Below are 26,011 nucleotides of genomic sequence, written 5' to 3' on the forward strand. Positions count from 1 at the left end.
TCTACGGTGATAAAATTTTCGATTCAAAAGTGATCCAGTAGCGATGATGTTTCTTTTCCACTTCTATAGGTAAATCAAAAAAAGCACTTAATGTTTTTGAGTCCATTACATGTTCAGTCTTTTCTTGTAGAAAAGTTTTACCTTCTTTTAGTAAAAATGTGTGTGAAAAACAAGGTAGCAGCTCTTCAATATGGTGAGTAACATAAATAAGAGTTGGCATATCTTTCTGAGAAGCAATTTGTTCAATGGTATATAATACTTGTTCGCGTGCAATGATATCAAGCCCTGTGCAAGGCTCGTCTAATATAAGCAGTTTTGGTTTGGCCATTAAAGCGCGCGCAATCACAACACGTTGTTTTTCACCTTGAGATAATGTTTGAAAAGCTCGATTAACTAAATGTCTACATCCTAAAAATGACATCAAGTCTTTCGCCTCTTCCATATCTTCAAACGTAAAAGGTTCATATATCCCGATTGATGCAAACTTTCCACTTAATACTACCTTCTCTGCTACTTCAGATTTAGGTATTCTTTCTTGAAAAGACGAACTAACCCAACCAATTTGCTTTCGTAATTCTCGTAAATCAACGGTACCATAGCGATGTCCTAACACAGAGATAGTCCCTTTACTTGGCCATAAATAGCCGCAAATCAAATTTAGAAGGGTTGTTTTTCCTGAGCCATTTAATCCTAGAAGACACCAATGTTCCCCAGACCGGACTGACCAATGAATATTAGATAGAATCTTCAATCCACTTCGTATATAGGACGCATTTGAAACAGAGATGACCATCATGTTCAGCCCCCTTAGCTACTTTTGAAAGTGATTGATATGAGTTTATCAAGAAAGGGAATATTTTACTAGATCTCATAATTACGACTTATTGCTAAAAAACAAAAGCATATATGTTCCCTAGAACTTTTTTATAATTCCCCACGGCTTATGCCGTGGGATTTTTGGTACTTAGTACCCATATTTTTTTCGCTGTTCATCTCTTATTTTCTTAATTTTTGCATGTTTAATCAGATAAGGAATGGCTGTTTCAATCAGGCTTTCAGTACTATCAAAAAACCTTCCTTCTCCTAGTCGAAAGGGACATATAAACCTTCCATCTTCTGTTTTCTCAATGGTAGCAAATGATTCATTATCCTTAAATAATGTAGAGAATAAAAGAGCTTTAGAGATTTCTAATATATCGTCATCTTCTTCAATTTCCTTGAGGATTTGCTGCCAAAGAGCAGAAACTTGTGTTCTTGTTAGTCTATCTTGATCTAGATGTTCCTGAATGATTTTTTCTTTTAGTTCACCTATATGTTCTTCGTTTTTATTATTGATCAATTCTTCTACTTCCGATACAGTCTCAATGGTTGAAACTGCACCTTCAATATTCACTTCTGAGGAAGGAGTCGATTCAATATCCGTCTTACTTGGCTGTTCTATTCTAACAATCTCTACTTCTTCTGAGTTTAATTGTTCTATTTTAGTTATAAGACGTTGTTTTTCTACGAGAAGTAGCTGATTTTTTTCGTGTAGTTGTTGATTTTCAGTTAATACAGATTCATATTCCATTTTTAACGCTTCATGATTTTTCTTTAACACTTCATATGCTTCACGTATTGTCTTAATGGCTTTCGTAAGTTCCATTGCTATATCCAATTGTATTTGTTTTTCTTCAACCAAAGATTTAGAATTAATTCGTTCATCATTTTTTATCCGTTGAATTACTTCTTTACTGCGTATTATTCCTTTATCTTTTATTCTTTCCAGTGCTTTTACTATTTCGGTCCACGTCATAAGGATACCCCCACTATTTAAATGCTTTTACATATTTACTTGATTAGCTATTAATAAAAAAGATAAACAAGTATTAAATAATTAAATCAAATAAATAATAATAAAGCCAGATCCATAGATAGACCATTCCCTCAATTCCAACCTATTTATAAATCCTAAATATGCTGTTTCTATGTGGAAATGGTATATGAAAAAAACCTAATAATCAATGGTACTAAACAGTCGGGACAGACGAGACATTAATTGACAGCTATACTTACTAGACGGTATAGTTGATTGAAAAGATGAAAGGAGAGTCAAATGAATTCTAAAGAGTCTCATTCGACACGTTCACTGATCCTTAAATCAGCAAATCGCCTTGTTTTAGAGGAAGGGGTTTCAAAATTAACTCTTGATAATGTAGCGCGTTTAGCAGGAGTTAGTAAAGGAGGCCTACTTTATCATTTTCCCAGTAAAAAGGCATTAATATTGGGAATGATAGAAAATCTAATTAGTAAATTTAATGATAACGTGAAAGTAAATATAGATGATCAGGATAATAAATCGGGCCAGTTTCTCCGTTCATATCTTAAATCTACTTTTACTGATAGCAACCTCTCTAAAGAAATGAACACAAGTCTACTGGCAGCTGTAGCTAATAATCCGGCGTTACTTGAACCTATTCGTCAGCACTATTATCAATGGCAACAGCAAATCGAAAAGGACGGGATTGATCCTATTTTAGCAACGATTATTCGATTAGCTGCTGATGGATTATGGTATGCAGAGTTTTTTGATCTTGCACCTCCAAATAATCAATTACGTTCTCATATTTTAGAACGACTGCTGCAAATGACCAAGAAAGAGACAATGTAATAAGAACAGTTGTTTATTTTTTTCTGTAATTTACTAGAAAGTATATACAATTAGCATTTTAAACCTCAAGCTAAAAAACTAAAAACAGCCTTTTTATAGGCTGTTACTGATTTATTTCTAATTATACTTAGCACACTATCAGAATTAGGGTCAGTATACTGTATATAGATAACAGGTATATTTGATTGACGTGCTTTTGTGAACAGAGAAGAAATGTTGTGGAGTATTTCTTGCTCGTTCTATAAAGATCCACCTTCATAAGAAAACATGATGTTTTGGACATCTATAAGTAATAATGCAATTTTCTTATTCATCTTGTTATATTCCCTTATTTCATTATGATATTTTATAAAATATATAAAATTATTATATGAATGAACTCACGAGATTGAAAGAAGATTCGGATTAAAATACTAACACTTACCTTAAAATAATCTATTAATGTCTTTGCAAGATAAAAAAATCCGCACTTCTTTAGATACATCATCAGAAGCGCGGATTATATCTCTCTTAGTTATTCTTCCGATTTACTTAAGAACTCGCTAGGATATGGTTCTCCTTCAAATGAATGATTTTTAAATTGGCTTAATCTACCATTCCGATGTTCTCCACCATGAACCTTTTCCTTACTTTGTTTAGGATGATTCTTTTTTTGGTGCTTTTGAGTCATATTTTATTTTCCTCCCCAATGATCTTTATGGCTTTATTTTTCCCAAAGAATCTTTTATCAACCATTATTCATTTAGATATGAGAAGGAAGTAGTTAAACAAGATAGATGATGTTAAAATAATTCCATAAAAAAACTCATCAATAATTTGGATTACTTAATTGTCATTCGAACTTTTTAATTCACGATACTTTTCGCCTAAAATACTCATTATAACTGAATTACGATAGCGCTGGCTATTGTGTACTTCTTCTTTTTGAAAACCAATTTTCTTGAATACATGTAACACCTTTTCATTATAAGAAAACACATTTAATTCCATACGATGTAATTTTAAAATGCCAAATCCGTATTCCAGAACAAGATTTAATACTTCATATTCATAGCCTTTTTCTTGATTTTGTTCATCACTAATAAAAACACGAATGTTTGCACTGCGATTTACAGTGTCAATATTATGTAAGGCAATATCTCCAATAACCGTATTCGATCCTTTTTGGGCTATTAATAAAAGTAGGCTAGTCGTATCCTTCGTTTTAGATCGGATATATTGACGAACTTGTTCTCTGGTAAATGTATTAGGAATTCCAGTAAGTTTCCTTACTTCGGGATCAAATAAAAACTGAAAATATAGGTCAGTGTCTTCTATACTAACCTGATGTAAATAGATTTTTTTTCCTTCTAAAAAACTAACTGGAGCTTGTATTTTCATAGATCAGCCTCCTTTCATTGTAATCATATTCTATTGAAATTCACAAAAACCAGTATAATTTATAACAAAAAATGATAATATATATAAAACTTTCAGTTTATATTATATACTGTAAACTTCTTCTAAGTCTATATCTGTGATCTTTATTTAATGATTAAAATGATTGATAATGGTTATTCATTTTAAAGAGAAAATATTTCTATAAAATGAATTTAGAATGGGAGTTAAAAATTTAATAAAAAAATAATACTTTAATTCCAAAGAATATATCCTTATTGAATCGTTCAAAATTATAAAAAGTAATAGATTGTTAACCTTGTATATTTTTTATGAAACATATATAGTATATCATGTTCGTATGAATAAAAACACATATAGGTGATTAGGATGAAGCGAATTATTTTATTGATTGTTTCTATTTTATTACTACTAGGAACTTTAGAATATACAGGGGTTATATGGCATAATGGTTTGTTTGCTTTCAGGTATGAAGTCAAAGGATTAGATGTATCTCATCATCAGGGCAAAATTAATTGGAACCAAATCCAAGAAAATAATAATTATCGATTTGTATTCATAAAAGCAACAGAAGGTCATGATTTTATCGATAAAAAATTCTCTTATAATTGGCAACAAGCTCAAAAGTATGGATTCTTAACTGGAGCTTATCATTTCTTTTCTATGCGGAGCTCTGGTGAAGACCAAGCCAAAAAGTTTATTAGTATAGTCCCAAAAGAGAAAAATAGTTTACCGCCTGTGATTGATGTTGAGATTCATCTACAACATGATAAAAATAAAGTAAGAAAAGAGCTAAGGAATCTTGCAGGTAAACTCCAACAACAATATGAAAAAAAGCCGATTCTATATGTAACATATGATACTTACAATCAGTATATCAAAGGTGACTTTCATGAGTTTGATATATGGATAAGAGATATTCTAAAATTTCCTACCCTTGATAACCGCAAGTGGTTATTTTGGCAATACAGTAACCGTGGTAGGGTTGATGGTATTGATACCTATGTAGATATCAATGTTTTTAATGGAGATTATAATGAGTTTAAGAAAAAATTTAGTTTAAAGTAAGAGATTATGTTAATAAGTATAAGTTGCTAAGAAAGGCTCCCCTAAATAAACTTGGGATCCCTTTAGCGCATTAGCCTTTGCTATGAAATCCAGTTAATGTGTTATAGAGCACCAACCATGATAGTGATGATTCTATTTTACGTGTAAAAGGGGAGATCGTTGACATTATAAATTAAATACACTACAATACCCTTTTAGTTAGCCGACTAATCAAGGAGGTTCGGTGATGGAGTTTGATTATTCTAATGCTTTAACTCATCTTATGAGTCATGTACTAAAATTGTATCGACACAATGTGGATATGCTGATCGGGGAGTATGATGTTTCTCCAGGACAACCTCCTCTTCTTATGAGACTTGCAGAAAAAGATGGACAAATTCAAAAGGAACTGGCTCGACAAATCCATGTAAAACCTGCTACACTCACCGTTATGATTAATCGAATGCAAAAGGCAGGTCTCGTAGAAAGAAAGCCTGATCAAATTGATCAAAGAGTGTCTAGGGTTTATCTTACAGAGAAAGGTCGTTTGGCCACAGAGGCAGTGAAAAATGCCCTATACACCATTGAGCAAAAATGTTTTGAACATTTTAGTTCAGAGGAGAAGATCTTGTTTCGTCGATTATTACAGCAGATGCATGACGACCTTGAAGTTTTACGAATGACAAATAGTTAGTCGGCTAATTACTAATCCCCTGCTTTATCCGGTTGGGGTTCATATTCAGTTTATTTATATCCAGAGAGGTTTGACATTTTCCATGAAAAACATAGTACAGGATGCTAATGTAAATTCTCAATCATTAGCTCGATCACGCCGTTTATGGACAGCTTTCATCTTAGGGTCTTTAGCCGCTTTTGGCCCACTATCTATCGATATGTATCTTCCTGCTTTACCGATGATTACCAAAGACCTTCATACTAGTACGTCATTAACTCAACTTAGTTTAACTTTTTTCCTTTTAGGACTTTCCTTAGGACAGTTACTAGTTGGCCCTCTTAGTGACATCCGAGGTAGACGCACTCCACTTCTTGTTGGCGTTATGATTTATGGAATTTCTTCATTATTATGTGCACTAAGCCCTTCCATCTGGGTATTGATTATTTTGCGGTTTATCCAAGGATTATCAGGGGCAGCAGGTATTGTTATTTCTCGGGCTATTGCTAGAGATTTATACTCAGGTACTGAACTGACGAAGTTTTTTGCTTTGCTAATGTTGATTAATGGGGCTGCTCCTATACTCTCTCCAATTGTTGGGGCCCAATTATTAAAAATGACCTCTTGGGTTGGTGTATTTATAATCTTAAGTGCGATAGGTGTATTCTTATTTCTGGCTGTCTTTTTTGGCTTACCTGAAACATTGCCTATACAAAACCGTTCAAAGGGTGGTATCAAAAATACGTTATTAACATTTCGTAAATTAATTAATGATCGCCTATTCATTGGATATGCATTATCTCAAGGACTAGTCATGGCAGGCATGTTTGCATATATTTCAGGATCCCCATTCGTTATTCAAAATGTCTTCAAAGCTTCGCCACAAATGTTTAGCTTATTTTTTGCAATTAATGGCATCGGAATTGTGATTGCTAGTCAAGTAACAGGTAAATTGGCTGGGCGTATTAAAGAAAGCAGGCTTCTAATTATTGGCCTTACCCTAGCAGCGATTGGAAGTATAACATTACTAGCTATGATTCTAGTTGGAGCAGGCTTATATGCCATTTTACTTCCTTTATTCATTGTTGTTTCAAGCGTGGGAATTGTAAGTACAACGACAGCCTCATTAGCTATGCAAAACCAAGGTCAATCGGCTGGGAGTGCCTCAGCGTTACTTGGCGTCTTGTCTTTTATCTTTGGTGGCCTTGTGGCTCCTTTAGTTGGTCTTGGTGGCAGTGACAAAGCTGTACCGATGGGAATGGTTATTGCAGCGGCTGACATAGCTGCCTTGCTTTGTTATTTTATTTTTATTCATAGAAAAGCCAAAGCCTAATGTATTTTTTAGTAATATCATATATTAGAGAAATAATCTTACCTGTTACCTATAGAGTTTAGGTAACAGGTAAGTTCGTCTTTCGAACAAAATGTCTAATTAGAAGTAATAATTACCTTTGACATATCTATAAATATCGATATAATAATCCCTATGGATACCTTACTTATTTTTAAAGCTTTATCGAATGAAAAAAGACTATTAATATTACAATGGCTAAAAAATCCTAAAGAAAATTTCATTCAGCCCCAGCATCTAACTCAACATGAGCATTTTGATGGAGGAGTTTGCGTAGGAAATATACAGAAAAAAGCTGGTCTAGCACAATCCGTCATTTCTGGTTATCTGGATATGATGCAAAAGGCTGGTCTTTTAGAATCGAAACGAATTGGCAAATGGACTTACTACCGTCGAAATGAAAAAGTTATTCAGGAATTTGCTAATTTTATCAAAAAGGAGCTATAGGTAGATCGATGAAAGACATCTACCTATTTTTTGTTCTATATATATCCATATATATAGATATAAAGAAATAAATGCGAAGCGAAAGGATAAATAACACATGACAAACAATAAATATACGAAGCAAAATCTCCAAGATACTCCCTTGTCAGTATTAGATTTAGTGACTGTTTCCCAAGGAAAATCGCCTGCTAACTCCTTTCATAACAGCCTCGATTTAGCAAGGCATGTAGAGAACTTCGGCTACAAGCGATATTGGTTGGCCGAACATCATAATAGTCCTAGTGTAGCCAGTTCGGCTACTTCTATATTAATTGGTTATATTGCAGAAGGCACTTCAACAATTCGAGTTGGTTCTGGTGGGATCATGTTACCTAATCATGTCCCATTGGTTGTCGCTGAGCAATTTGGGACATTAGAATCATTGTATCCTGGTAGAATTGATTTGGGATTGGGGCGAGCACCAGGTACTGATCCAATAACGGCTAGAGCATTAAGACGAAATGTGTTAGGAACTGAAGAGGATTTTGAAGAAAATATTATGGAACTACAAAATTATTTGGGTTCACCAAATGAAGATGCATCCGTTCGAGCAATCCCCGGAGAAGGTACAAATGTTCCTATATGGATTCTTGGCTCTAGTCTTTATAGTGCAAGGCTTGCAGGCAAACTAGGCTTGCCATATGCATTTGCTAGTCACTTTGCTCCAAACTATCTTCAAAAAGCATTGAAACTCTATAAAGAATCATTCCAGCCTTCAAAAACATTACAAGAACCTTATTCCATGGCTTGTGTCAATGTGATTGCAGCAGATACAAATGAGGAAGCTCAACTCTTAGCCTCATCTTTATATTTATTTTTCCTGAACATCATTCGTAGACAAAAAGATTTATTAAAACCACCTGTTGAAAATATGAATAGTTACTGGAATGCTTTTGAAAGACAAACTGTACTTCAACAGCTTTATTATACTTTTATTGGCGATTCCTCTACAATCCAAAAAGAATTACAAGCATTTCTGAATGACACCCCAGTAGATGAAATCATGGTATGTTCCCATATTTATGATCATACAGCTCGAGTCCGTTCATATGAGATATTGTCAAACTTGGTTAAAGGAAATAAAAGCTGACCAATAGTAAAAAGGGGATGAGCCAAAAAATTTTTGCTTCCTTGAGTTTCATCCCCTTTTTATAAATAAGACCCAATTTAATGATCATAAGTATTATCCCAGACTAATACCAAATTGTTGTAATTATGGATCAGGTGAAATTCTTCTCGTCCTGTTCCAATCACTTTACGACTCAATCCGGGCGAACAGCAAAAAAACGCTAGACTTTTAAAAGTCTAGCGTACAGTTTATCAGATAATGCTAGAAGCATTATCGTCTTAATAGATTTGAGGGAGTCTCTATTAAAGTTAAGCTAGCTTGTTGCTTCTTCCCTTCACGATAAAAAGTCAGATTTATTTTTGAACCAATCTTGGTTTGATTATATAAATAACTTCGTAAATCGACCATCGTTTTTACGGGCTTCCCATTAATCTCTACAATTACATCGAGTCTTTTTAAATTAGCTTTTGCGGCTGGAGAGTTCGTTTCTACTGTATCAATAACAACTCCATCTGTTACATTCTTAGGTAATTTAAGTAGTGCTCGTTCTACATTGGAAAACTGATTTAAATCATCTAGAAACGATACGCCTATATAAGGACGAGGTACTTGTCCTTTAGAAATTAAATTTTCAATAATCGGACGGGCATGGTTGATCGGTATGGCAAATCCAAGCCCTTCGACACCTTTTTCTGCAATCTTAAGGGTATTGATCCCAATTACTTGTCCTGCAGTATTAACAAGTGCTCCCCCACTATTTCCGGGATTAATCGCAGCATCAGTTTGAATAACATCCATAGAGATATAATCATTTACTTGGAAAGTCCGTTTCGGTGAACTTACTACACCAACCGTAACCGATTGTGAAAAGGTCTGTCCAAGTGGATTTCCTATAGCAATAGCCGGTTCTCCTGCTTTTAGATTGTTAGAATTACCTAACTCAGCAACATGAGTTACATATTTATCATCAATCTCTAACACTGCAAGATCAGATATGGGATCTTTACCTAAAACTTTTGCAGAGATGGTTTTTGGCTGGTCAATAGCTGTAAATACAACTTTGACTTCATCACTGTTATCAATAACATGATTGTTTGTCACGATAATGGCTTTACCATTGCTTTTTTGAATCACAATTCCGGAACCAGATCCAGTTGCTTCGGACTTCTCAGAGAATGGATTATTTGTTTTTTGTATACTTTCAATTCCAACTACAGCTGAACGGATCTTTTCTACTGTTTTTGTGATTTCAGAATTAACTTGAACGCTGGTACTTACCTGTTGTGAGATATTCGACGACTGGGGCGGGACCTTAATCACTCCACTTTGAATCATGAGTGGAGCCGCCATCAAAACCAATAAACCTCCTGTAATTCCAGATATAATTGGGATTACAAACTTCTTATAACTTTTCTTATGCGTTGGTGGCTCAGGTTGAATCTCCTGAATGTTATTCATTTGATTTTCAGACGACATATTATTTTGCACATCCATTATAGCGCATCCCCCTTTCTCCGGGAGATCAAGGACACTGTTTTAAGACCATGATTGGATAGTCAGAATCAGATGTCCTTGCCTTTCCTTTCTTCAATCGTAGTTTGTCAATGTGTAGTTTATGTGAAGAAAAGTTGAGATTTATATGGATAATAAAACTTTATTGTTTAGGCTTCTTTATTAAACTTCATGGTAAATTGTACCCCATCTTCCGTATTAGTTAAGGCATAATCTACACCGTGAATCTCCATCACCCGTTTCACAATAAACAATCCTAAACCACTTCCACCTGTACTTCGACTACGCGATTTTTCGATTCGATAAAATGGTTGAAAAATCTTTGTCAACTCTGCTTCACCGATATGGGCACCTGTATTTAGAACTTTTAGAATGATTATGTGATTATCATGTGATAGCTTGGTAATCACTTGCTCTTTATCTTTTGAATATTTAATTGCATTATTAACAATATTGGATAAGGCTTTTTGTAACAAATCTTTATCTGCACGAATGTATAGATCTGGTTCAATCTCTTTTTTCATCTCTAACTGTTTTTCCCTACTAAAATATTCATGATTGTTAAGGATGCTCTGTAACAGTTGAGAAAGATTAATTCGTTGTAGCTGCGGTAAGAAATCATAGGTTTCTAATTTGGATATCTCTAGTATTTCATTTACCAATCTTTGCATATTTTGCATGATTGAAAAGGAACGTTTTAAGTATTTATCGCGATCCTTATATACGCCGATACGATAAATCATCGCTTCTAATTGTCCCATAACAGCTGTAATTGGTGATTTCAATTCATGTGAAATGGTAGCGAGAAATTCCCTACGCTTTACTTCCAGTTCGCGCTCTTTTTGGATATCATCTTTTAGTTGTTCGTTTGCTTTCTGAAGATCAAACATCGTCTTCTCTAGATTAGAAGATAATTCGTTTAGGCTATTGGAGAGCTCACCAATTTCATCTTTTGAATCTGTTTTACATCGGTGTGTGAAATCTAGTTCTGCCATTCGTTTCGCAACATGATTTATCTTTAACAATGGATTGGTAATTAGTTTGGCATATAGAAAGGCTCCAACCAATGAAATTAGCAAAACAATCAAAGCGATATAGGGCATTAACTTAAATATAACATCAGATGCTTCATCGATTGGTTGTAAAGTAGCATAAACGGTTGCAATATAAGATCCATCAAGAAAGTTAATGTTTTTTTCGAGAGTATAAACCGACGTATTCTGTTTTATACTCAATTGATCATCAGTCATTGTAATTTTCTGTACAATTCGTGCTGGGACAGGGGGGATATAAATAATATTCCCATGCGAATCGTGGATAACAATACTTGCGTTGTTATTATAGTTAAATTCATCCAATATCTCTTTTGCTTGATAAAATGGTAAGGAATCAACAGTTTGAACCAGCTCATTAATCTCCTCATTTAACGTATCAGTTTTATATTTGTAATAGTAAGAAGGGAGAAGGAAGTAAAAAATGAGATAAATTAATAGGGCAGAAATACACAACAACGCAGTCGTAATGAGGAAAATTTTATAGGTGATACTCTTTTTAAAATTACGTATCAAGTTTATACCCCATCCCCTTCACAGTTTTAATATATGGGACTTTTAACTTTTTTCTAAGGTTCTTAATATGTGTATCAACCACGCGTGAATCCCCATAAAAGTCAAAGCCCCATACTTTATCCAATAGTATTTCTCGCGTTACTACTTTACCTTGGTTTTCAATTAAAGTACTTAATATCTCAAATTCCTTTGCTGTTAAGTCGATCTTTTCTTCGTTAACATGAACGGTATATGCTTCAATATCAATATGAATTTCCTTGAATTTAAGTATATGAGCTGGGGAAGAACAAGTTCTCCTCAATACTGCTTCAACCCTTTTGATAAGGATATGAAAAGAGAATGGTTTTGTAATATAATCATCCACGCCAAGATCAAAACCTTTAATTTGATCCTTTTCTTCTCCAAGCGCTGTTAACATGATGATAGGAACAGAAGATTTATTTCTGATTATCTGACAAACATGATATCCATCCATATTCGGTAGCATTACGTCTAAAATAACTAGATCGTAAGAAGAGCGTTGGAAAAGTTGTATTCCCTCTATTCCATCACTGGCCACATCGACACTCATATTCTGTGTAGTTAAGAATTCTTGAATTAGTTCTTGAATATCCAAATCATCTTCTATCACCAGAATCTTATAACACATACATATATTCACCTCTTCATCTTAATTATTATATCAATGCGATATGTTATTTGTGTGAAGAGATACCTTATCCATCAAAAGAAGTCTTTTCCAGCTATATTTAAAGAGAGTCTTTTTGTATAATTCAATCAAAAATTATACTTATAAAAAATAATATAATAATAATGAAAAGGAAAATCATCAAAGAAAAAGCCTAAACTACTTATTTCTTAAATAGTTTAGGCTTTTTCTAGGATTAATTGATTAATTTTACTCCATTTTCGATTAAAAAAGATAAAGATGAATTCTTCTGTTTTAGCTTGGTTAAATCCGCTTTCAGTTTCTCTGCTAAACTAACAAACTCTTCCTGTTCAATACACAATTCTAAGATTTCTAATCGAAGTAGCCAATCATTAGGATATAAATCATCTAAAGAACGAATGATAGATGGGAGATCTTTAGATGATTGTCGTTTTTCTCGAATATCCCTTACTTTTTGATAAAGATGATCTAAGGAGGAAAAGGTAACTGTGTTTACATATTCACTTTCCAATTCTACATTCTCATCCGCGAAAAATTTCTCTGGATCCGCAGCTCCAGCAAAAACAGAGACGACTTTTTCACCGATAATTAAATCATATTCTCCCCAGTCGGGATGGAAAAGAACTTGATCTTGATAGGTTACAGTACAATTGATCAATGTTAACAAGACCGGTTGAAAGTTAACATTGACCCACTCTTTTAGGATCCCTTTTAGACGAATCCCACTATCATATTCCAAATCGATAAGTGCCCCTTTTTGTATACTAGATAACCCATCTATTCCCCTAATACTCCCGATTGGAGCACCAAAACCGTGGGTATGTCTTAAAATTCCATGTCCCTGCAATTCTTTATATGAGTAAGCCAATGCTGTCGGTCCTGCTGTTCTCATATAAATGGCTTTTCCGTTCTGATCCTTAACCAACTGAGTAAAAACCCCACTTATTTGTACACCAGTATCATACTCGGCCGTTGCGACATCCCCCGATTGGACCGCTTTTTCTAAACCTTCGTTACCACCAATACGGAAGGCCATTCTCTCTGAAAACTGTTCAACTGCTGTAATTAGTTCAGAAAAGTCATGACAGACAAACAATTGAGGTTGTGGTTTGGTCACATCATAATCAGTCGTAATGCAAGCTTCTAAATCAAAAGGAAGTTTTTTAACCTCATCGCTTAAACAATGCTGTCCCTCACCAATAGAAGAAAGAAGACCTGCACCATAGATTTTGGGGTGATCTAAGTCTCCAATCAATCCATACTCTACAGTCCACCAATAAAGCCTAGAGATTTGAGTGGCTTCAGAAACTTCAGTAGCCTTAGCAACTTTTTCTTCTAGCTCTTTTTCTGCTTGCTTAATCTCATCTAAAGTAGAATGAGGATCCTCCATTACTAGTGTAAGTCGGCGAGTAGCCTGAAAAACTTCATTTTCTTGTTTACTAGCTAATGCTTTGGCACCAATTTTACCAAATATTTTTACATATTCTGCATATTGGTGATCACAGAGAATAGGAGCATGCCCTGCAGCTTCATGAATAATATCAGGAGCTGGAGTATATGCGATATGCTCTAAAGTACGAATATCTGTAGCGATTGGAAGTAATCCACGAGCCTGAAAATCAAAAAAGGCAACACCTGGGATTAAACCATCAATCGGGACAGCTCCCCAGCCAAATGGTTGAAGACACTGGTCCATTTCCTCAATTCGAGGAATACGTTCAATAGAAATACCTGATTGGGTAAGTCCATCCCGATAAGCAATATGAGCTCTCTCTTTAAAGAAATGAAAGTTTTGTCTCATTACATAACGCCATACTGCCTGATTTATTGGGGTATATTGTTCATACCTCTGTTTAGAAATATAGCGTTTTAAATGTGCCGGAATTTGGACTTGATTAAGCATGGTTCTTGTTACACTCCTTTACAAAAATAAAAGAGCCTCCTTCCCTTATATAGGGACGAAAGCTCCGCGGTACCACCCTACTTGACAAATTGCATATCTTACAAAATTTGTCCACTTTATTGATCTCATCCTTTTAAGCCAGTTGTAATTCATTGTACGATGTACCCAGATTTGCACCAACCATCTGGTCTTTGTTTGCTGTACAGTTCGCCAACTACTTCTTCTAGCGGATGAAGTCATATGCTTTTTTTACGAAAAAACTTTATCGCATTTTTGCTTATATGCTTTTAAGTGATAAAGCAATTGTAATGAAAGCTTCTCTAGCTGTCAACCAAAAAATATTCCTAAATTAATATAAAAATTTTTCAAGTTTCATTACGGTAAATCAATTAACATAAAAAATGCCCCACTATCTGTTTGTATTTCTAAATTGGATAATTCTGTGATTCTAGCTGAATCTCGTTGTTTTAACTTATGAGCTTGGTTAAGAGTGAGATCCCCTTCGATTACAAAAAGAAAGATTCTTCGATTCACTTCTTGTATAAACGAGATCTTTTGATTCTCTTCAAGTTTAGAGAGATAGATCGTCATATCCTGATGGATAAAGGCTATTTCCTCTGATTGATGAACATTTGAAACCACTGGCAATAAATGATTTCTTAGTGCTTTTGGATTATATGCTTTTTGTTCATAGGAAGGAGTTAATCCTCTTACGCTTGGCATAAACCAAAGTTGCAAAAGATTTACTTCCTCTGTAGAAGAAGGATTTATTTCGGAATGCAATATTCCCGTTCCAGCTGTCATTCGTTGAACTTCTCCAGGATAGATAATTTCGGAGTTTCCAGCACTATCCTCGTGTTTCAACTGCCCTTTTAGAACGATTGATACGATCTCCATTTCTTGATGTGGATGCATGCCAAACCCTGTTTGAGGTTTAATAAAATCGTCATTAAGCACACGCATAGGTCCGAAACTTAAATTGTTGGGATCATAGTATTCGGCAAATGAAAAACTAAAATTACTTTTTAACCATCCATGGTCTGTTGTATAGCGGGATTCCGCTGGATATATTTTAATCATGTTATCTCTCCTAATTATAATAAACTCCTCTTTTTACTTTTATATATTTATCTACTTATTTTATTAAAGTATAATAACTAAGCAGCTTACTTTTGTCAAGCAGCTATGATAAAATAATTTATAGGAGTTAAGAATAGTAGATGAAATGAAGATAAAAGGAGGAAAACTGCTATAGATTAAGCATTTCAGAGTACAAGAACGCTCAATATCACGCTTTTGTTTATGTATCTAATAGCAGTTTATGATGTAAATGAGTGATCTACATTTGTGCCCTAAATTTGAAGCTGCCTTTTCTTTACTTGGTAAACGTTGGACTGGGTTAATTATTCGCGTCTTAATGGATGGAACTAAAAGATTTAAAGAAATCAAAGATCTAATTCCTGAAATGAGTGATCGGATGTTGACAGAACGTCTGAAAGAATTAGAAAATGTCGGAATCCTTACTCGTCATGTTTATCCTGAAATTCCCGTTCGAATTGAATATGAGCTAACTGAAAAAGGACGAGCCTTAGAGGCATCGATGAACGAAATTCAAAATTGGGCCGAAAAATGGATGGATTCATAGAAAAGGTTTCGAAAAATAAGGTTCTAGAATAACCAAAAACCCGATTTTCAACCATATTAGATTGATTATCGGGTTTTTGGTTGAGTGAACCAGCGTTGTATCAAAAACGCTGGTTCTTAAAATAAAATCTGTTTAATGACTATTTCTATTTTTTAGGAAACCCTGTCTCATATTGCTTAGGTATTGTTATTTCTTTATTGAGTTTAGCTGCGGCTTCCAATGTCCAATATGGATTTCTAAGCATTCCTCTTCCTACAGCCACAAGATCTGCATCTTCGTTCCCTATTATAGCGTTTGCCAGTGCTGGTTCATCTAACCTTCCAACCGCAATAACCGGAATATTAAGGGCTTTCTTAATTTCTCTAGCTAATGGCACTTGATAGGCAACATGTGTACCCGGTTTTCCTGCAGCAGCGATAGGGCCCTCCCCACCAGCACTAACATGAAAAGCATTTACACCCGCTTTTTGATATTCCCTAGAAAACTCTATACTTTCTTCAATTCCATATCCACCTTCTACATATTCTTTAGCCGATATACGCATAATTAACGGCATATCTGAAGGCATTTCACTTTTTGCAGCCTGAATGACTTCTTTACCAAACTTAGTTAACTCTTTCCCATACTCATCCGTTCTTTTATTCGTTAGTGGTGAGTGGAATTGATGAATTAAGTATCCATGTGCCCCATGAATTTCAATAGCATCCATTCCGGCTTTTACAGCGCGCCGTACAGCAAAGCGGAATTTTTCCACCATTTCTTGCACTTCTTCTGTAGATAATGCTCTTGGTGTTTTTGATTTATTGTCAAAAGGGATAGCTGATGGCGCTACAGGAACAGCAGCATCTTCAGCTTTACGCCCTGCGTGAGCTATTTGAATACCAACTTTAGCTCCATATTGATGACAAGCGTCTACAATACGTGTTAATGCAGGAATTTGGTCATCAGACCATAATCCTAAATCATAATCGGTAATGCGACCATCAGGCTCCACGTCCGTCATTTCAATAATAATGAAACCCGCCCCTCCAATTGCTCTACTTACATAGTGCAAATAATGCCAATCTGTTGCTATTCCATCTTTGTTGGTAACAGAGTATTGGCACATAGGGGGCATAACAACACGGTTTTTTAATTTCAATCCTTTTAATTGGTATGAGCTAAATAGATGATCCATTATAATCTCCTTCTTCTTAGTATTTGTATCAACTTCATGACGGCGAAAATAGATTTCCCATTTTTCCACATAACAATTCGATACTTTCTTGATAAGATAAGTTATAAAATCAATCTTAATTAAAGTCGAGGTTTCCCTCCTAATCAGTCGCTCATCGTTTCCCCACTCACACCTGTAGCCTTACACAAAAACGATTCGCGGCTTCATCTAGGAATAATCTAGGTCTTGACTCGAGCTATGTAACATACTGAAAGTCTAAAATTAAATGCATGCACATGCATTTAATTTTACATAAAATAAATCGTGCCGTCAAATACTAATTTTCTAACTTATTCATAACAGGTTTTGACGGAATCGACTGACCTTTTCGGCTTTATTATAAAAAGATCCCTTCAAAAGAAGGAATAAATGTGAAAATATAGCTTTTAATAGGAGCATTATCTATTTAGCTGAACCATTAAGTTTTGCAACTCATCTTGGAGATCTACTTTCGAAAATGCTTGTAAAAGTGTTTCATTAAAAGTAATTAAAGCTTTTTCAACTTTTTCTTCACCGATTTGGGTCAAAGAAGTATAGATATTTCTACGATCATCCTCGCAAATCGTTCTTTGTAATGCACCACAACCTTTGGCTTCAAATCTACTTACAAGCCTTGACATCGCACTTTGACTCAAACCAACCATGTTCTGTAATTGTTGTAATTTTAATTTTTTAAGAGGGGCTTCGGATAAGAATAATAACACGTAGAATTCTTTTAAAGTTAATTGATGTTCTCTTTGTAGAGTGGCTTCCAATTCATTGGTAATGATTGTGTGGAAATGAGTTAGAGTTAGCCAACTCTTTATAGGATTTTTTTGATTTGTTTTCATATGCTCTTCACCTATTCTAGGATTATATAGCTTTTTTAATTCAGATATTATCTTTTATACTTAGGTGTCATTTCATTAACTGTTTGAAATTAATAGTAACAAGGCAGTGTTTCAATAGTCAAACTGTACCTTTTTTAGTTCTATTGACCACTCCACACTACAGCCCGTGGGATTCTTGAATAGTTAACATTTGCAGTCCGTTTCCGTTTTGAGCAATCAAGCTCAGGTTAAGTTAAAATTTGCTTAACGTTAAATGCGTCGACAGATTTATAAGCTGCTTTTCGTTACTAGCTTTGGCAATCGGAAATTGATATGCTCTTCCAATAATATTGTTTTACTATTCAAAAACAAATAAAGTTATTGTCATTTTAATCTCCTCCAATTATAAGTAATAGTGAAAACTAATCTATCACTAGATGTCTTTTCTCTTTGATCTACCAAACTTGAAATAGTAAAACAACAGAATACCTATATGCAAAGCAGCAAGAACCAAATATATATTGCTATAAATAGTACCTTTAGGAAAAACATTCACTGGATTCCAATGAAAATTAGAGCCAAGATCAACCACCTTACCATAAACTCCTGAAGCCATCCCCCCTGCTATGAAATTCACCATGGATAATAGCCCCATTCCCACTCCTTGTTGATCCTTGTGCAATGTTATAGAGACTGAATTTGACAAAGCAATCATTATAAAGGTTTGACCCACATTACCTAAGATTATAAAGATGGCAATGAATATTGGAGATATTCCAGTAAAGGTTGATAGTAAAATAAAACATGTCAATAGCAGGACAGATGCAACATAAAATAGATACGTATTTCCTCTCAAGTCTGCCAGTTTCCCACCTACTCTTCCTAGAACTGCTGAAGCTACTGCAGCAGGAACCATTGCAAAACCGATTAAACTAGGCTGCAACTGTTGTACATGAGCCAAAAGCAATGGACTTAAAAACTGAAGAGAAAAACCAATTCCACTTATGAGAAAAGCAATCAATATTCTCAAAGTGTAGTTCTTATTTATAAAGATTCTAGGTTGAACAAATGGTTCGGAAACAGAACGAATTCGTACGATAAACAGCACTAAAGCAAGTAATCCGAAAATAGGAAACAACCATGATCCATTCGTAACACCTAGAAGCAAAAAGGCTATTACCATAGCTAGTAAACAACCGCCAACCCAGTCAAATTTTCCAGACTGCTCTTCATCTTCATTCTTTAAATATTGACGGTAAAAAGGTACCGTAAGTAAGCTAAAGAGAGGAATACAGAATAACCAACGCCAATGCGCAACACTTACAATTAATGCAGAAATAATCGGACCAAGGGCACTGCCAATAGCCAAACCGACAAACACCGTACTCATAGCTGAACCTCTCTGGTCAGGGGGAAAATAACGTAATGGGATAAGCATAGCTGTTGCTGGAATAGCAGCAGCTCCTGCAGACTGTAAGCATCTTGCAACAAGTACCACCCAGAATGCCTGAGATGCTAAACCGATTAGTGAACCAAAAGCAAAAAATAACAATCCAATAGTTAACAAATTTTTGAGCCTAAAACGATCTGCAAGTTTCCCATAAATAACCGTCCCTATCCCATAAATCAAAGCATAAGATGAAGTGACCCAGCTTACTTGAGCAGTGGTAAGCTTAAACTCTTTACTGATCTCTGGCAGTACAAAGTTAAACATCAATACACTCATCGCCGAAATGACAAGTGTGAACATTAAAACGCGTATCAATTTCTTGCCTACGTGTTTCCGATTATAATTTTCCATTAAATTTCACTCCTTTGTACCATGTTGGTACAGCGCATTTTTTAGAAGGTTGATATGGGTGTCACCTCTGACTGACAAATACTTCATTTAAAAAGCTAGGGGAGTTTAAAGACCTAGCTCAAATCTAGCTTAATGTAATTCATCAAGGGGTGTTAGTACTGACTGACTCATCCCCTTATAAAATACTAGGGAGTTAATGCCCTAGTGAATGTTTGCACTGTCTCTATTATAAATGTGTCTAGAGATACGTTTATAATATCATCGGAATCTAAGTTGTTCATAAAGGCACCGAAATTCAGCATCATAAACGATAACGCCTGAACCTTAAAGTCTGTTCGAATCAGTTTTCCCTTTTCGTACATAGTTACAAAATAATTAGTCAAAATATCCAGTAATTGTTGAGGGTGTTTTTGTGTTCTTTCTCTAAGGCCGGGTAAGTTACCTTCCTCCTTAATGCTGATCATAATCATTTTTCGATTACGATTCATAATTTCATGATATGTCCGACTGATTAGGAGCAAATCGGTCTGCAAATCCCATACGAGCTTCTCGTTAAAAAGTTTTGTTATCTCTTCGGCATAATGAAAACGGTCAAATGCCTTTTCGAGAAGGTTTCGTTTGCTTCCGAATCGGCGAAACAGCGTTTTTTCACTTAAGCCTGCTGCGGTAGCGATCTCCTGTGTGGATACACCATTATATCCTTTCGCTGCCATTAGATCAATGGTCGCTAACAGTAGCTTATCATCGTTGCTTAAATTATTACCGTTGCTCATACTTTCATCCTTCCCAGCTGATTGTCAGCACTGACTGTCATTTGATTACATCATATTTTTTTGTTTTAAATTTGTCAAGGAAAATTTTAGTTGTGTGAATACCTGAACCCTGCTCTTTAACACCACCATAGGGTACACCTATAATAACGGCAGTGTGTTTCTTTTACTTATCAAAATCTTTCAGCAGTAAAAATCTGCCACAATTTTGATTCCTAACCTGTTATTATATGAAACTAATTTCTTTGTACCTTATGGACCATGCCCGCCTGATTAGAATATTTATGGAGGATTTTTCGAATACCTCGATCAGTATATTTCTTCTTCCAAGACGATTCAAAAAAGTAAATAGCCCCTTTCCTTTTGTTTGGTATTTTCATATTATTACGAATGAACACTACTGTTGAAATAAACAACTATTAATGAAACTCCAATTATATTATACTTAAATAGTAAAAGAAAAAAATGGAGGAACACCAATGGCAAACAATCTAGAACAATCAAAAAACATTGGAGAAGAGGAATACTTACTTGTAGAACAGTATAAAGATATTACGGCGTCCCGCCAACATTATAGCAGCCTTCGATTTGCGCTTTTACCAGTTTTTCTTGCCATACAAGGAGCGATTCTAAATTCTGCAATTAATATTAAAGCGGACCAAGCGATTCAAATCCCCATTTATTTATTTGCTCTTGCTGCCTGTTTAATTACATATGTCTTTTGGACGATTGAGGAACGTATTAATCTATATTATCAACAGCTGGAGAGCATTGGTGCTGAATTAGAGGACCTTTTAGGCTATCAGGTGAAAATGATAAAAAAATGGTCAAAAACCTCGTTTAGTAATAATACAAAACTATCTATTCGCATTATTCACTTTTCTTTCCCTGTAGTATGGTTGTATATCGTTATATTTCTTTCATAATTGAATTTCATGTTAACCCAATTGACATAGTCAGAGAATTCAAGTGTCAGATGCTTAAGACTGGTATCAGTCAGTGGACGAACAAATTCGGTTTTGAATTATTACATTGCTATAGCCATCTTAAAGCACAGATTCAAATAGAAAGTTGGGAAGAACAAGTCCATTCATTAATGGTGTTTTTAAAATATATACATATTAGATCCCGAACGTATATTCCCTTCATCGGCTTCTTCTGGTATAATGAAACCAGAAGAAGCCGATTTAGTTTATGAATGAATCATATTAAAGAAGGTGAGGATTTAAACTGAATAAGTTTGATGTATTTCTTAATAAACTGGAGGATGAAAATGATTAAGCCGTTTAACAACTGGGAAAGATGCTGGATGAAACGTGTTGAATATAAAATCTATCATGAAAAAGGAATTTCAGATAATACGGTTGGATCAAAACCGAAACTATATACAACCGATGAAATTTCTCAGAAATCATGGCTAGTGATCCTTGGGGAACCAGGAATCGGTAAAACAACCGTCTTACGAAGTGAATATGAAAAATGTAAACAAAAATATAAAGGTAGTAAAGATGAGGTTCACTTTATTGATTTGCGTCATGTAAACACATGGGAACATTTTAAGAAGACCCTCTTTCAGCAAGACTTTATTCAAAGGTGGATCAAACAGGATCATCATTTATATCTCTTCATTGATCATGTTGATGACATCATCGGAGAAGATCAAGAATTTAAAAGGGATGCATATGAATATTGGTATGATTCCTCATTTATGGAGGAAGTGTACGGCCTGGATGAAAAAAAGGACCGTCATCGTCTTACAATTCGCATGGCTTGCAGAACGGGAGTTTGGGCATCTGGCTTAACGAATTTCATCGAAGGTTTCTGGTGGGAGGAAGAAGAATGTTTTGGTGTTTATCAGTTGTTACCTTTAAATCAGCAAAATGTGATTCAAACCCTGACATCCTATGGAGTGGATCAAGCTGCAATTGAATCTTGCCTACAACATCTACAAAACAAAAAGATAGCTTCCTTTGTGTTTCAACCAGAAGCATGCAATATGTTTCTACAGCTATTTTTAAATGGAACAAAATCACTCCCTCATTCCAAAGTAGATCTTTATGAGCAAACTTGTCGAGTGTACTGTAAAAAAGTGGATAATAAAACCGCTGTATCACTCCTAGAAAAAGCTTCAGAGATGGCGGCAATGATAATTTTCTCCGGCTGAGATACCGCTAATCTTGACAAAATACTTCAAACATTAAGTGAATCATTTGACGAACAGACCATACAGAAAATCTTGGAGACGGGTTTATTTACGGTACAAAAGCAAGATGGAACAGTCGGTTTCCATCAAACTTATGTTGAATATTTAGCTGCTCGTTATATTTCTCAAATCGATAGCACTGACAAAATCATGAAGCTTTTGATGCATCCTCAAGACAACGGGAAGGTTGTTCCGCAATTGCAACATACGGCTGCTTGGGTAGCCACTATGAATACGAAGGTTTTTGACCGAATATTTCTAACTGACCATAACACATTATTTTTGATTCATTCTTCTGATTTAAGTGAACAACAAAAAGCCAAGCTAACTCGGAAGTTCTTGGAAACGGTACAATCGAAGGATCGAGTTAATTGGAATGCTAATTATTTGAATTATAAACAGTTTAATTGTAAAGACCTCCCTGATATACTGCGTGAATTTTTCATGTCTCCTGATTACAATGAATTTAAACGTCTGATCGCTTTAGAAATTGCTTTACAAAACCAACTCACTGTTTTAAAAGAAGATTTGCTTCATTTGGTGTTTCACGAACAACCTTCGGAAAAAATTCAATGGAAAGCAATCTATGTTTGGATGCATTTATCTAATAAACAGGAATGGATTCAGCTAAAGCCGCTACTCTTTGCTGAAAACCGATTAAATATATCTATGCGTAAGTTTTTGTTTAAACACCTTCTAAAAAATCAGTTATTGTCAATGCAGGAATTTACTTTTGTAAGTGAAATTATGCATCAAAAAAAGGAAGGTACTGAAGAGGTCATCTCCACATTGGACGATAAAGTACTTATACAGATCTTTCAGTGGTATCTTGCCGATCCAAATCCATCTGAAATAATGGAAATAATGATGGATCAGTTATTGGTTTATGCTGTTCCCTTTATTCATGTACCACAAGTAGCAGAAGTATGGTATCAAGTGGTCTCCTTTCGGTATCAACAGAACCGAGAAATTGCCACTTTTTTACGTTTCTCTTCATGTGATCATGTTGTCGCTAAGATTGCCAATAGCTATCAGAATGAAACACTACGTCAACAGTTTATCCTTCTATTGATCAATCCGGAACAAAAATTCGACTTAGATAATTCTAAACCCTTACAAGTACAGGACTTCCATCAAATCCTATTCCGTGAGAAACAAAATTTATTAAACTCAGCGGATGCAACTTGGGCAAGTAAGCATAGAGAGGCTAGTAATGACACAAAAAAACCACTTTGGGATTGGATATTGAAACATTTGCAAGCAGAAAAGGAAGAACTCAGAGCTTTTTTTGGCATACCTGAGTTTCAGAAGTCAGTCGATCAAGCAAAAGAAGAAGTGGAAGAGTTAGAAATTTCGGATGAGAAAATAGTATCCTCTTGGTCTTCTATCAGCGACTTTGATCCATTAATCGGTGAACCACCTATTGTTAGAGAAGCAACTGAAAAATTATACCAAGATCCAAAAATACAGGAAAAGCTAATTACAGCATCCATTAAATTTATCTACCAGTGTCAATTGGAAGAAGCAGAATATATGAATGAATCTTCAAAGATAGCGGAGGCTGCGCGTATGGCCTTTCGGATTCTTTGTAAAATCAACTTAGATTTATTACAAAAGCTTCCAAATGAAGTATGGCGAAAATGGAGTCCTTTCCTTATTTTCCCTGATCCAAAACAGGATTCGTTAACCGCTAACTTTAGTAGAGAAAAGTATAAACTCGACCAACAAATTTTATCAATCGCTTTAACAAAAATTCCGGAAACAGTGGAAACGGTATTTTTCCAGCTAGTAGAAAAGATGGATCATCCCCATTATTTAATTAAGAACTTTTTTCAAATTCATTGGAGCTCTTCAATGGAAAATCACTTCTTTCAAAAACTACAAAGCAAAGATTTTCCTTTACATAAGCTTGGAGTAGTCCTTGGAGAGTTGCTTACAAAAAACTGTAAACAAACAGTAAAATGGGTTCAGTCTATCTTAATAAATCCATCTTTCGAGTCTGTTATAGAGAGAGAAAAAATTGTTATTGCAACTTATTGTTATCTCATTACACATCCTAACGATGAAGGATGGAAAATCGTTTTAACATTGTTTTCCAAAGATCCTGCATTGGGGTTGGAAATCGTTTCCACACTGGTAGATGGCATCGTCGGATTTCGAAGAGGGTTTATTACTTACGAATTAGCTTGGCAATTTCGTACTTTGCATGAAAAAACACTGGAGGCTTTTTATTTATGGCTATGCGAAAACCAAGATCGGTTAGATCAAGAAAGCTATGTTTATAGTATAGTCCAGCAGTGGACGACCGTAATTCTTAACGAACTGCGTTATCGAAAAGCCGTTCCAGCTTATGAAACCTTAAAACGATTGTTAACTATCTATCCCGATAACCCTGAGATAAAGCACTACTGGGACTGGTGTGAAACAGACTATCTACGAGCTATATGGGAACCGAAGCCGATTTAATCCCATATTTGATCAAAGAACTACTTGAATTTGTTTCGCAGAGCTCTATTTATAATACTTTATTTCGCCTGCAAACTATGAAAACTCCCCCTCCTGTTATTGGATTCTTCTCTAATACGGGCTCTAGCAGCTTTAGACCGAGTATTACAATAAACCTACTTTATATACGAAACATCGGTTTTTCGCTACTCATAACGAAAAATCGATGTTTTTTCACTTCTGCCTCCATTCCTTTTTATATTTATAATCCTTCAAATTTCACTGGAGACTATTCCTTCGCAAGAATTATTTGGACTGAAGAATGCCCTAGATATGCTCTCCAAGGACCTACCTCTTCATGATAATTCTTTGCCATCACTCTGACGATTTGCCCGATGTGATTGCGGATGGTTTCAAATTCATCGAGCAGTATTTCAATAGCATTATGTTTTTTCTTATGAAGATGGGCGAATCGATCAACAGGGTCAAATATCTTTGTGTCCCCATGATTCATAATAATTTGAATGCGATTAACCCAATCTGTTTTTTCTCCATGAATCAAATGCCCTAACACGTCAAAAGGTGACCAAGTATTCTCTCCTTCATTAGAGTGGAGCCAATCATTTGGTAAGCCTTCTAGCATCAAACGCAATACCTTTGGTGTTCTTGAAAGAATGTCCAGCACATCATCTATACGAAATCTCGAATTATTAGACATTTTGCAAAACCCTCTCTCTTTTATATTTACATCAAATTATTGCTCACTCCTGTTCTGTTCAGATACACTTAAAATAA

General features: G+C 35.0%; 24 protein-coding genes. 10 read left to right on the top strand and 14 right to left on the bottom strand.

Features of this window, described 5'->3' with window-relative positions:
• Position 1: 1 nt before the first annotated feature.
• Together DL897_RS10680 and DL897_RS10685 are read right to left on the bottom strand one after the other, a co-directional pair.
• The gene (locus tag DL897_RS10680) at positions 2 to 796 is read right to left on the bottom strand and encodes an ABC transporter ATP-binding protein (RefSeq protein ID WP_338067088.1); all 795 of its coding nucleotides are present in this window, start codon (positions 794 to 796) and stop codon (positions 2 to 4) included.
• Positions 797 to 964: 168 nt separating this feature from the next.
• The gene (locus DL897_RS10685) at positions 965 to 1,795 is read right to left on the bottom strand and encodes a hypothetical protein (protein ID WP_113659137.1); all 831 of its coding nucleotides are present in this window, start codon (positions 1,793 to 1,795) and stop codon (positions 965 to 967) included.
• A 300-nt stretch (positions 1,796 to 2,095) separates the two neighbouring features.
• Between DL897_RS10685 and DL897_RS10690 the strand changes: the two genes are divergently transcribed.
• Positions 2,096 to 2,650 carry a TetR/AcrR family transcriptional regulator gene (locus DL897_RS10690; protein WP_113659138.1) on the top strand — a complete coding sequence of 185 codons (555 nt, stop codon included), beginning with the start codon at positions 2,096 to 2,098 and terminating at the stop codon, positions 2,648 to 2,650.
• Between the two features lie 514 nt (positions 2,651 to 3,164).
• Here DL897_RS10690 and DL897_RS18275 read toward each other — a convergent pair.
• Positions 3,165 to 3,320: a hypothetical protein gene (locus DL897_RS18275; protein WP_168188761.1), complete on the bottom strand. Its 156-nt coding sequence runs from the start codon at positions 3,318 to 3,320 to the stop codon at positions 3,165 to 3,167.
• A 155-nt stretch (positions 3,321 to 3,475) separates the two neighbouring features.
• On the bottom strand, positions 3,476 to 4,030 hold the full coding sequence (locus tag DL897_RS10700) for a GNAT family N-acetyltransferase (protein WP_113659139.1): 555 nt from the start codon (positions 4,028 to 4,030) through the stop codon (positions 3,476 to 3,478).
• Between the two features lie 387 nt (positions 4,031 to 4,417).
• On the opposite strand from DL897_RS10700, the gene DL897_RS10705 reads away from it, so the two are divergent.
• From DL897_RS10705 to DL897_RS10725, 5 genes are all read left to right on the top strand, one after another.
• Positions 4,418 to 5,116, top strand: coding sequence for a GH25 family lysozyme (locus DL897_RS10705; RefSeq protein WP_113659140.1), 699 nt, complete (start codon positions 4,418 to 4,420; stop codon positions 5,114 to 5,116).
• Between the two features lie 226 nt (positions 5,117 to 5,342).
• A complete protein-coding gene (locus DL897_RS10710; protein WP_113659141.1) occupies positions 5,343 to 5,789 on the top strand; it encodes a MarR family winged helix-turn-helix transcriptional regulator in 447 nt (148 codons plus the stop codon).
• 82 nt (positions 5,790 to 5,871) lie between these two features.
• Positions 5,872 to 7,101 (top strand): multidrug effflux MFS transporter, encoded by a 1,230-nt coding sequence (locus tag DL897_RS10715; protein WP_113659142.1) that lies wholly within the window; start codon positions 5,872 to 5,874, stop codon positions 7,099 to 7,101.
• A gap of 153 nt (positions 7,102 to 7,254) precedes the next feature.
• A complete protein-coding gene (locus tag DL897_RS10720; RefSeq protein ID WP_113659143.1) occupies positions 7,255 to 7,566 on the top strand; it encodes an ArsR/SmtB family transcription factor in 312 nt (103 codons plus the stop codon).
• Between the two features lie 97 nt (positions 7,567 to 7,663).
• Positions 7,664 to 8,695 (top strand): LLM class flavin-dependent oxidoreductase, encoded by a 1,032-nt coding sequence (locus tag DL897_RS10725; RefSeq protein ID WP_113659144.1) that lies wholly within the window; start codon positions 7,664 to 7,666, stop codon positions 8,693 to 8,695.
• A 249-nt stretch (positions 8,696 to 8,944) separates the two neighbouring features.
• On the opposite strand, the gene DL897_RS10730 is transcribed toward DL897_RS10725, so the two are convergent.
• The 5 genes from DL897_RS10730 to DL897_RS10750 all read right to left on the bottom strand — a co-directional run bounded on the left by DL897_RS10730 (position 8,945) and on the right by DL897_RS10750 (position 15,407).
• The gene (locus DL897_RS10730) at positions 8,945 to 10,168 is read right to left on the bottom strand and encodes a S1C family serine protease (RefSeq protein ID WP_240627379.1); all 1,224 of its coding nucleotides are present in this window, start codon (positions 10,166 to 10,168) and stop codon (positions 8,945 to 8,947) included.
• Between the two features lie 167 nt (positions 10,169 to 10,335).
• Complete coding sequence (locus DL897_RS10735) at positions 10,336 to 11,754, bottom strand: sensor histidine kinase (RefSeq protein WP_113659145.1); 1,419 nt, start codon at positions 11,752 to 11,754, stop codon at positions 10,336 to 10,338.
• Complete coding sequence (locus DL897_RS10740) at positions 11,744 to 12,403, bottom strand: response regulator transcription factor (protein WP_113659146.1); 660 nt, start codon at positions 12,401 to 12,403, stop codon at positions 11,744 to 11,746. Before DL897_RS10740 ends, DL897_RS10735 begins: the two co-directional genes overlap by 11 nt.
• Before the next feature lie 235 nt (positions 12,404 to 12,638).
• A complete protein-coding gene (locus DL897_RS10745) occupies positions 12,639 to 14,327 on the bottom strand; it encodes an aromatic amino acid hydroxylase (protein ID WP_113659147.1) in 1,689 nt (562 codons plus the stop codon).
• 375 nt (positions 14,328 to 14,702) lie between these two features.
• Entirely contained in the window at positions 14,703 to 15,407 is a 705-nt protein-coding gene (locus tag DL897_RS10750) for a pirin family protein (RefSeq protein WP_113659148.1), read from the bottom strand.
• 250 nt (positions 15,408 to 15,657) lie between these two features.
• Here DL897_RS10750 and DL897_RS10755 point away from each other — a divergent pair, with 250 nt between their 5' ends.
• Positions 15,658 to 15,972 carry a winged helix-turn-helix transcriptional regulator gene (locus DL897_RS10755; protein ID WP_113659149.1) on the top strand — a complete coding sequence of 105 codons (315 nt, stop codon included), beginning with the start codon at positions 15,658 to 15,660 and terminating at the stop codon, positions 15,970 to 15,972.
• Between the two features lie 145 nt (positions 15,973 to 16,117).
• On the opposite strand, the gene DL897_RS10760 is transcribed toward DL897_RS10755, so the two are convergent.
• From DL897_RS10760 to DL897_RS10775, 4 genes are all read right to left on the bottom strand, one after another.
• Entirely contained in the window at positions 16,118 to 17,149 is a 1,032-nt protein-coding gene (locus DL897_RS10760) for an NADH:flavin oxidoreductase/NADH oxidase (protein ID WP_113659150.1), read from the bottom strand.
• A 437-nt stretch (positions 17,150 to 17,586) separates the two neighbouring features.
• On the bottom strand, positions 17,587 to 18,018 hold the full coding sequence (locus DL897_RS10765; RefSeq protein WP_113659151.1) for a MarR family winged helix-turn-helix transcriptional regulator: 432 nt from the start codon (positions 18,016 to 18,018) through the stop codon (positions 17,587 to 17,589).
• A gap of 412 nt (positions 18,019 to 18,430) precedes the next feature.
• Positions 18,431 to 19,798, bottom strand: coding sequence for an MFS transporter (locus DL897_RS10770; RefSeq protein WP_113659152.1), 1,368 nt, complete (start codon positions 19,796 to 19,798; stop codon positions 18,431 to 18,433).
• A gap of 185 nt (positions 19,799 to 19,983) precedes the next feature.
• Positions 19,984 to 20,571, bottom strand: a complete 588-nt coding sequence (locus DL897_RS10775) for a TetR/AcrR family transcriptional regulator (RefSeq protein ID WP_113659153.1) — start codon at positions 20,569 to 20,571, stop codon at positions 19,984 to 19,986.
• 476 nt (positions 20,572 to 21,047) lie between these two features.
• Here DL897_RS10775 and DL897_RS10790 point away from each other — a divergent pair, with 476 nt between their 5' ends.
• The 3 genes from DL897_RS10790 to DL897_RS10800 all read left to right on the top strand — a co-directional run bounded on the left by DL897_RS10790 (position 21,048) and on the right by DL897_RS10800 (position 25,237).
• Positions 21,048 to 21,494: a hypothetical protein gene (locus tag DL897_RS10790; RefSeq protein ID WP_113659155.1), complete on the top strand. Its 447-nt coding sequence runs from the start codon at positions 21,048 to 21,050 to the stop codon at positions 21,492 to 21,494.
• A gap of 347 nt (positions 21,495 to 21,841) precedes the next feature.
• On the top strand, positions 21,842 to 22,732 hold the full coding sequence (locus DL897_RS10795) for an NACHT domain-containing protein (protein ID WP_113659156.1): 891 nt from the start codon (positions 21,842 to 21,844) through the stop codon (positions 22,730 to 22,732).
• A 72-nt stretch (positions 22,733 to 22,804) separates the two neighbouring features.
• On the top strand, positions 22,805 to 25,237 hold the full coding sequence (locus tag DL897_RS10800; RefSeq protein ID WP_113659157.1) for a hypothetical protein: 2,433 nt from the start codon (positions 22,805 to 22,807) through the stop codon (positions 25,235 to 25,237).
• 268 nt (positions 25,238 to 25,505) lie between these two features.
• On the opposite strand, the gene DL897_RS10805 is transcribed toward DL897_RS10800, so the two are convergent.
• Positions 25,506 to 25,934: a DinB family protein gene (locus DL897_RS10805; protein WP_113659158.1), complete on the bottom strand. Its 429-nt coding sequence runs from the start codon at positions 25,932 to 25,934 to the stop codon at positions 25,506 to 25,508.
• Positions 25,935 to 26,011 lie beyond the last annotated feature (77 nt).

It is taken from the genome of Thermoflavimicrobium daqui (assembly GCF_003313465.1).
GTDB classification, from domain to species: domain Bacteria; phylum Bacillota; class Bacilli; order Thermoactinomycetales; family Thermoactinomycetaceae; genus Thermoflavimicrobium; species Thermoflavimicrobium daqui.

Excerpts from the sequence above, each read along its gene's own strand:
- DL897_RS10680 (WP_338067088.1), bottom strand. The coding sequence starts at position 796 with ATGATGGTCATCTCTGTTTCAAATGCGTCCTATATACGAAGTGGATTG.
- DL897_RS10685 (WP_113659137.1), bottom strand. The coding sequence starts at position 1,795 with ATGACGTGGACCGAAATAGTAAAAGCACTGGAAAGAATAAAAGATAAA.
- DL897_RS10690 (WP_113659138.1), top strand. The coding sequence starts at position 2,096 with ATGAATTCTAAAGAGTCTCATTCGACACGTTCACTGATCCTTAAATCA.
- DL897_RS18275 (WP_168188761.1), bottom strand. The coding sequence starts at position 3,320 with ATGACTCAAAAGCACCAAAAAAAGAATCATCCTAAACAAAGTAAGGAA.
- DL897_RS10700 (WP_113659139.1), bottom strand. The coding sequence starts at position 4,030 with ATGAAAATACAAGCTCCAGTTAGTTTTTTAGAAGGAAAAAAAATCTAT.
- DL897_RS10705 (WP_113659140.1), top strand. The coding sequence starts at position 4,418 with ATGAAGCGAATTATTTTATTGATTGTTTCTATTTTATTACTACTAGGA.
- DL897_RS10710 (WP_113659141.1), top strand. The coding sequence starts at position 5,343 with ATGGAGTTTGATTATTCTAATGCTTTAACTCATCTTATGAGTCATGTA.
- DL897_RS10715 (WP_113659142.1), top strand. The coding sequence starts at position 5,872 with ATGAAAAACATAGTACAGGATGCTAATGTAAATTCTCAATCATTAGCT.
- DL897_RS10720 (WP_113659143.1), top strand. The coding sequence starts at position 7,255 with ATGGATACCTTACTTATTTTTAAAGCTTTATCGAATGAAAAAAGACTA.
- DL897_RS10725 (WP_113659144.1), top strand. The coding sequence starts at position 7,664 with ATGACAAACAATAAATATACGAAGCAAAATCTCCAAGATACTCCCTTG.
- DL897_RS10730 (WP_240627379.1), bottom strand. The coding sequence starts at position 10,168 with ATGGATGTGCAAAATAATATGTCGTCTGAAAATCAAATGAATAACATT.
- DL897_RS10740 (WP_113659146.1), bottom strand. The coding sequence starts at position 12,403 with ATGTGTTATAAGATTCTGGTGATAGAAGATGATTTGGATATTCAAGAA.
- DL897_RS10745 (WP_113659147.1), bottom strand. The coding sequence starts at position 14,327 with ATGCTTAATCAAGTCCAAATTCCGGCACATTTAAAACGCTATATTTCT.
- DL897_RS10750 (WP_113659148.1), bottom strand. The coding sequence starts at position 15,407 with ATGATTAAAATATATCCAGCGGAATCCCGCTATACAACAGACCATGGA.
- DL897_RS10755 (WP_113659149.1), top strand. The coding sequence starts at position 15,658 with ATGAGTGATCTACATTTGTGCCCTAAATTTGAAGCTGCCTTTTCTTTA.
- DL897_RS10760 (WP_113659150.1), bottom strand. The coding sequence starts at position 17,149 with ATGGATCATCTATTTAGCTCATACCAATTAAAAGGATTGAAATTAAAA.
- DL897_RS10765 (WP_113659151.1), bottom strand. The coding sequence starts at position 18,018 with ATGAAAACAAATCAAAAAAATCCTATAAAGAGTTGGCTAACTCTAACT.
- DL897_RS10770 (WP_113659152.1), bottom strand. The coding sequence starts at position 19,798 with ATGGAAAATTATAATCGGAAACACGTAGGCAAGAAATTGATACGCGTT.
- DL897_RS10775 (WP_113659153.1), bottom strand. The coding sequence starts at position 20,571 with ATGAGCAACGGTAATAATTTAAGCAACGATGATAAGCTACTGTTAGCG.
- DL897_RS10790 (WP_113659155.1), top strand. The coding sequence starts at position 21,048 with ATGGCAAACAATCTAGAACAATCAAAAAACATTGGAGAAGAGGAATAC.
- DL897_RS10795 (WP_113659156.1), top strand. The coding sequence starts at position 21,842 with ATGATTAAGCCGTTTAACAACTGGGAAAGATGCTGGATGAAACGTGTT.
- DL897_RS10805 (WP_113659158.1), bottom strand. The coding sequence starts at position 25,934 with ATGTCTAATAATTCGAGATTTCGTATAGATGATGTGCTGGACATTCTT.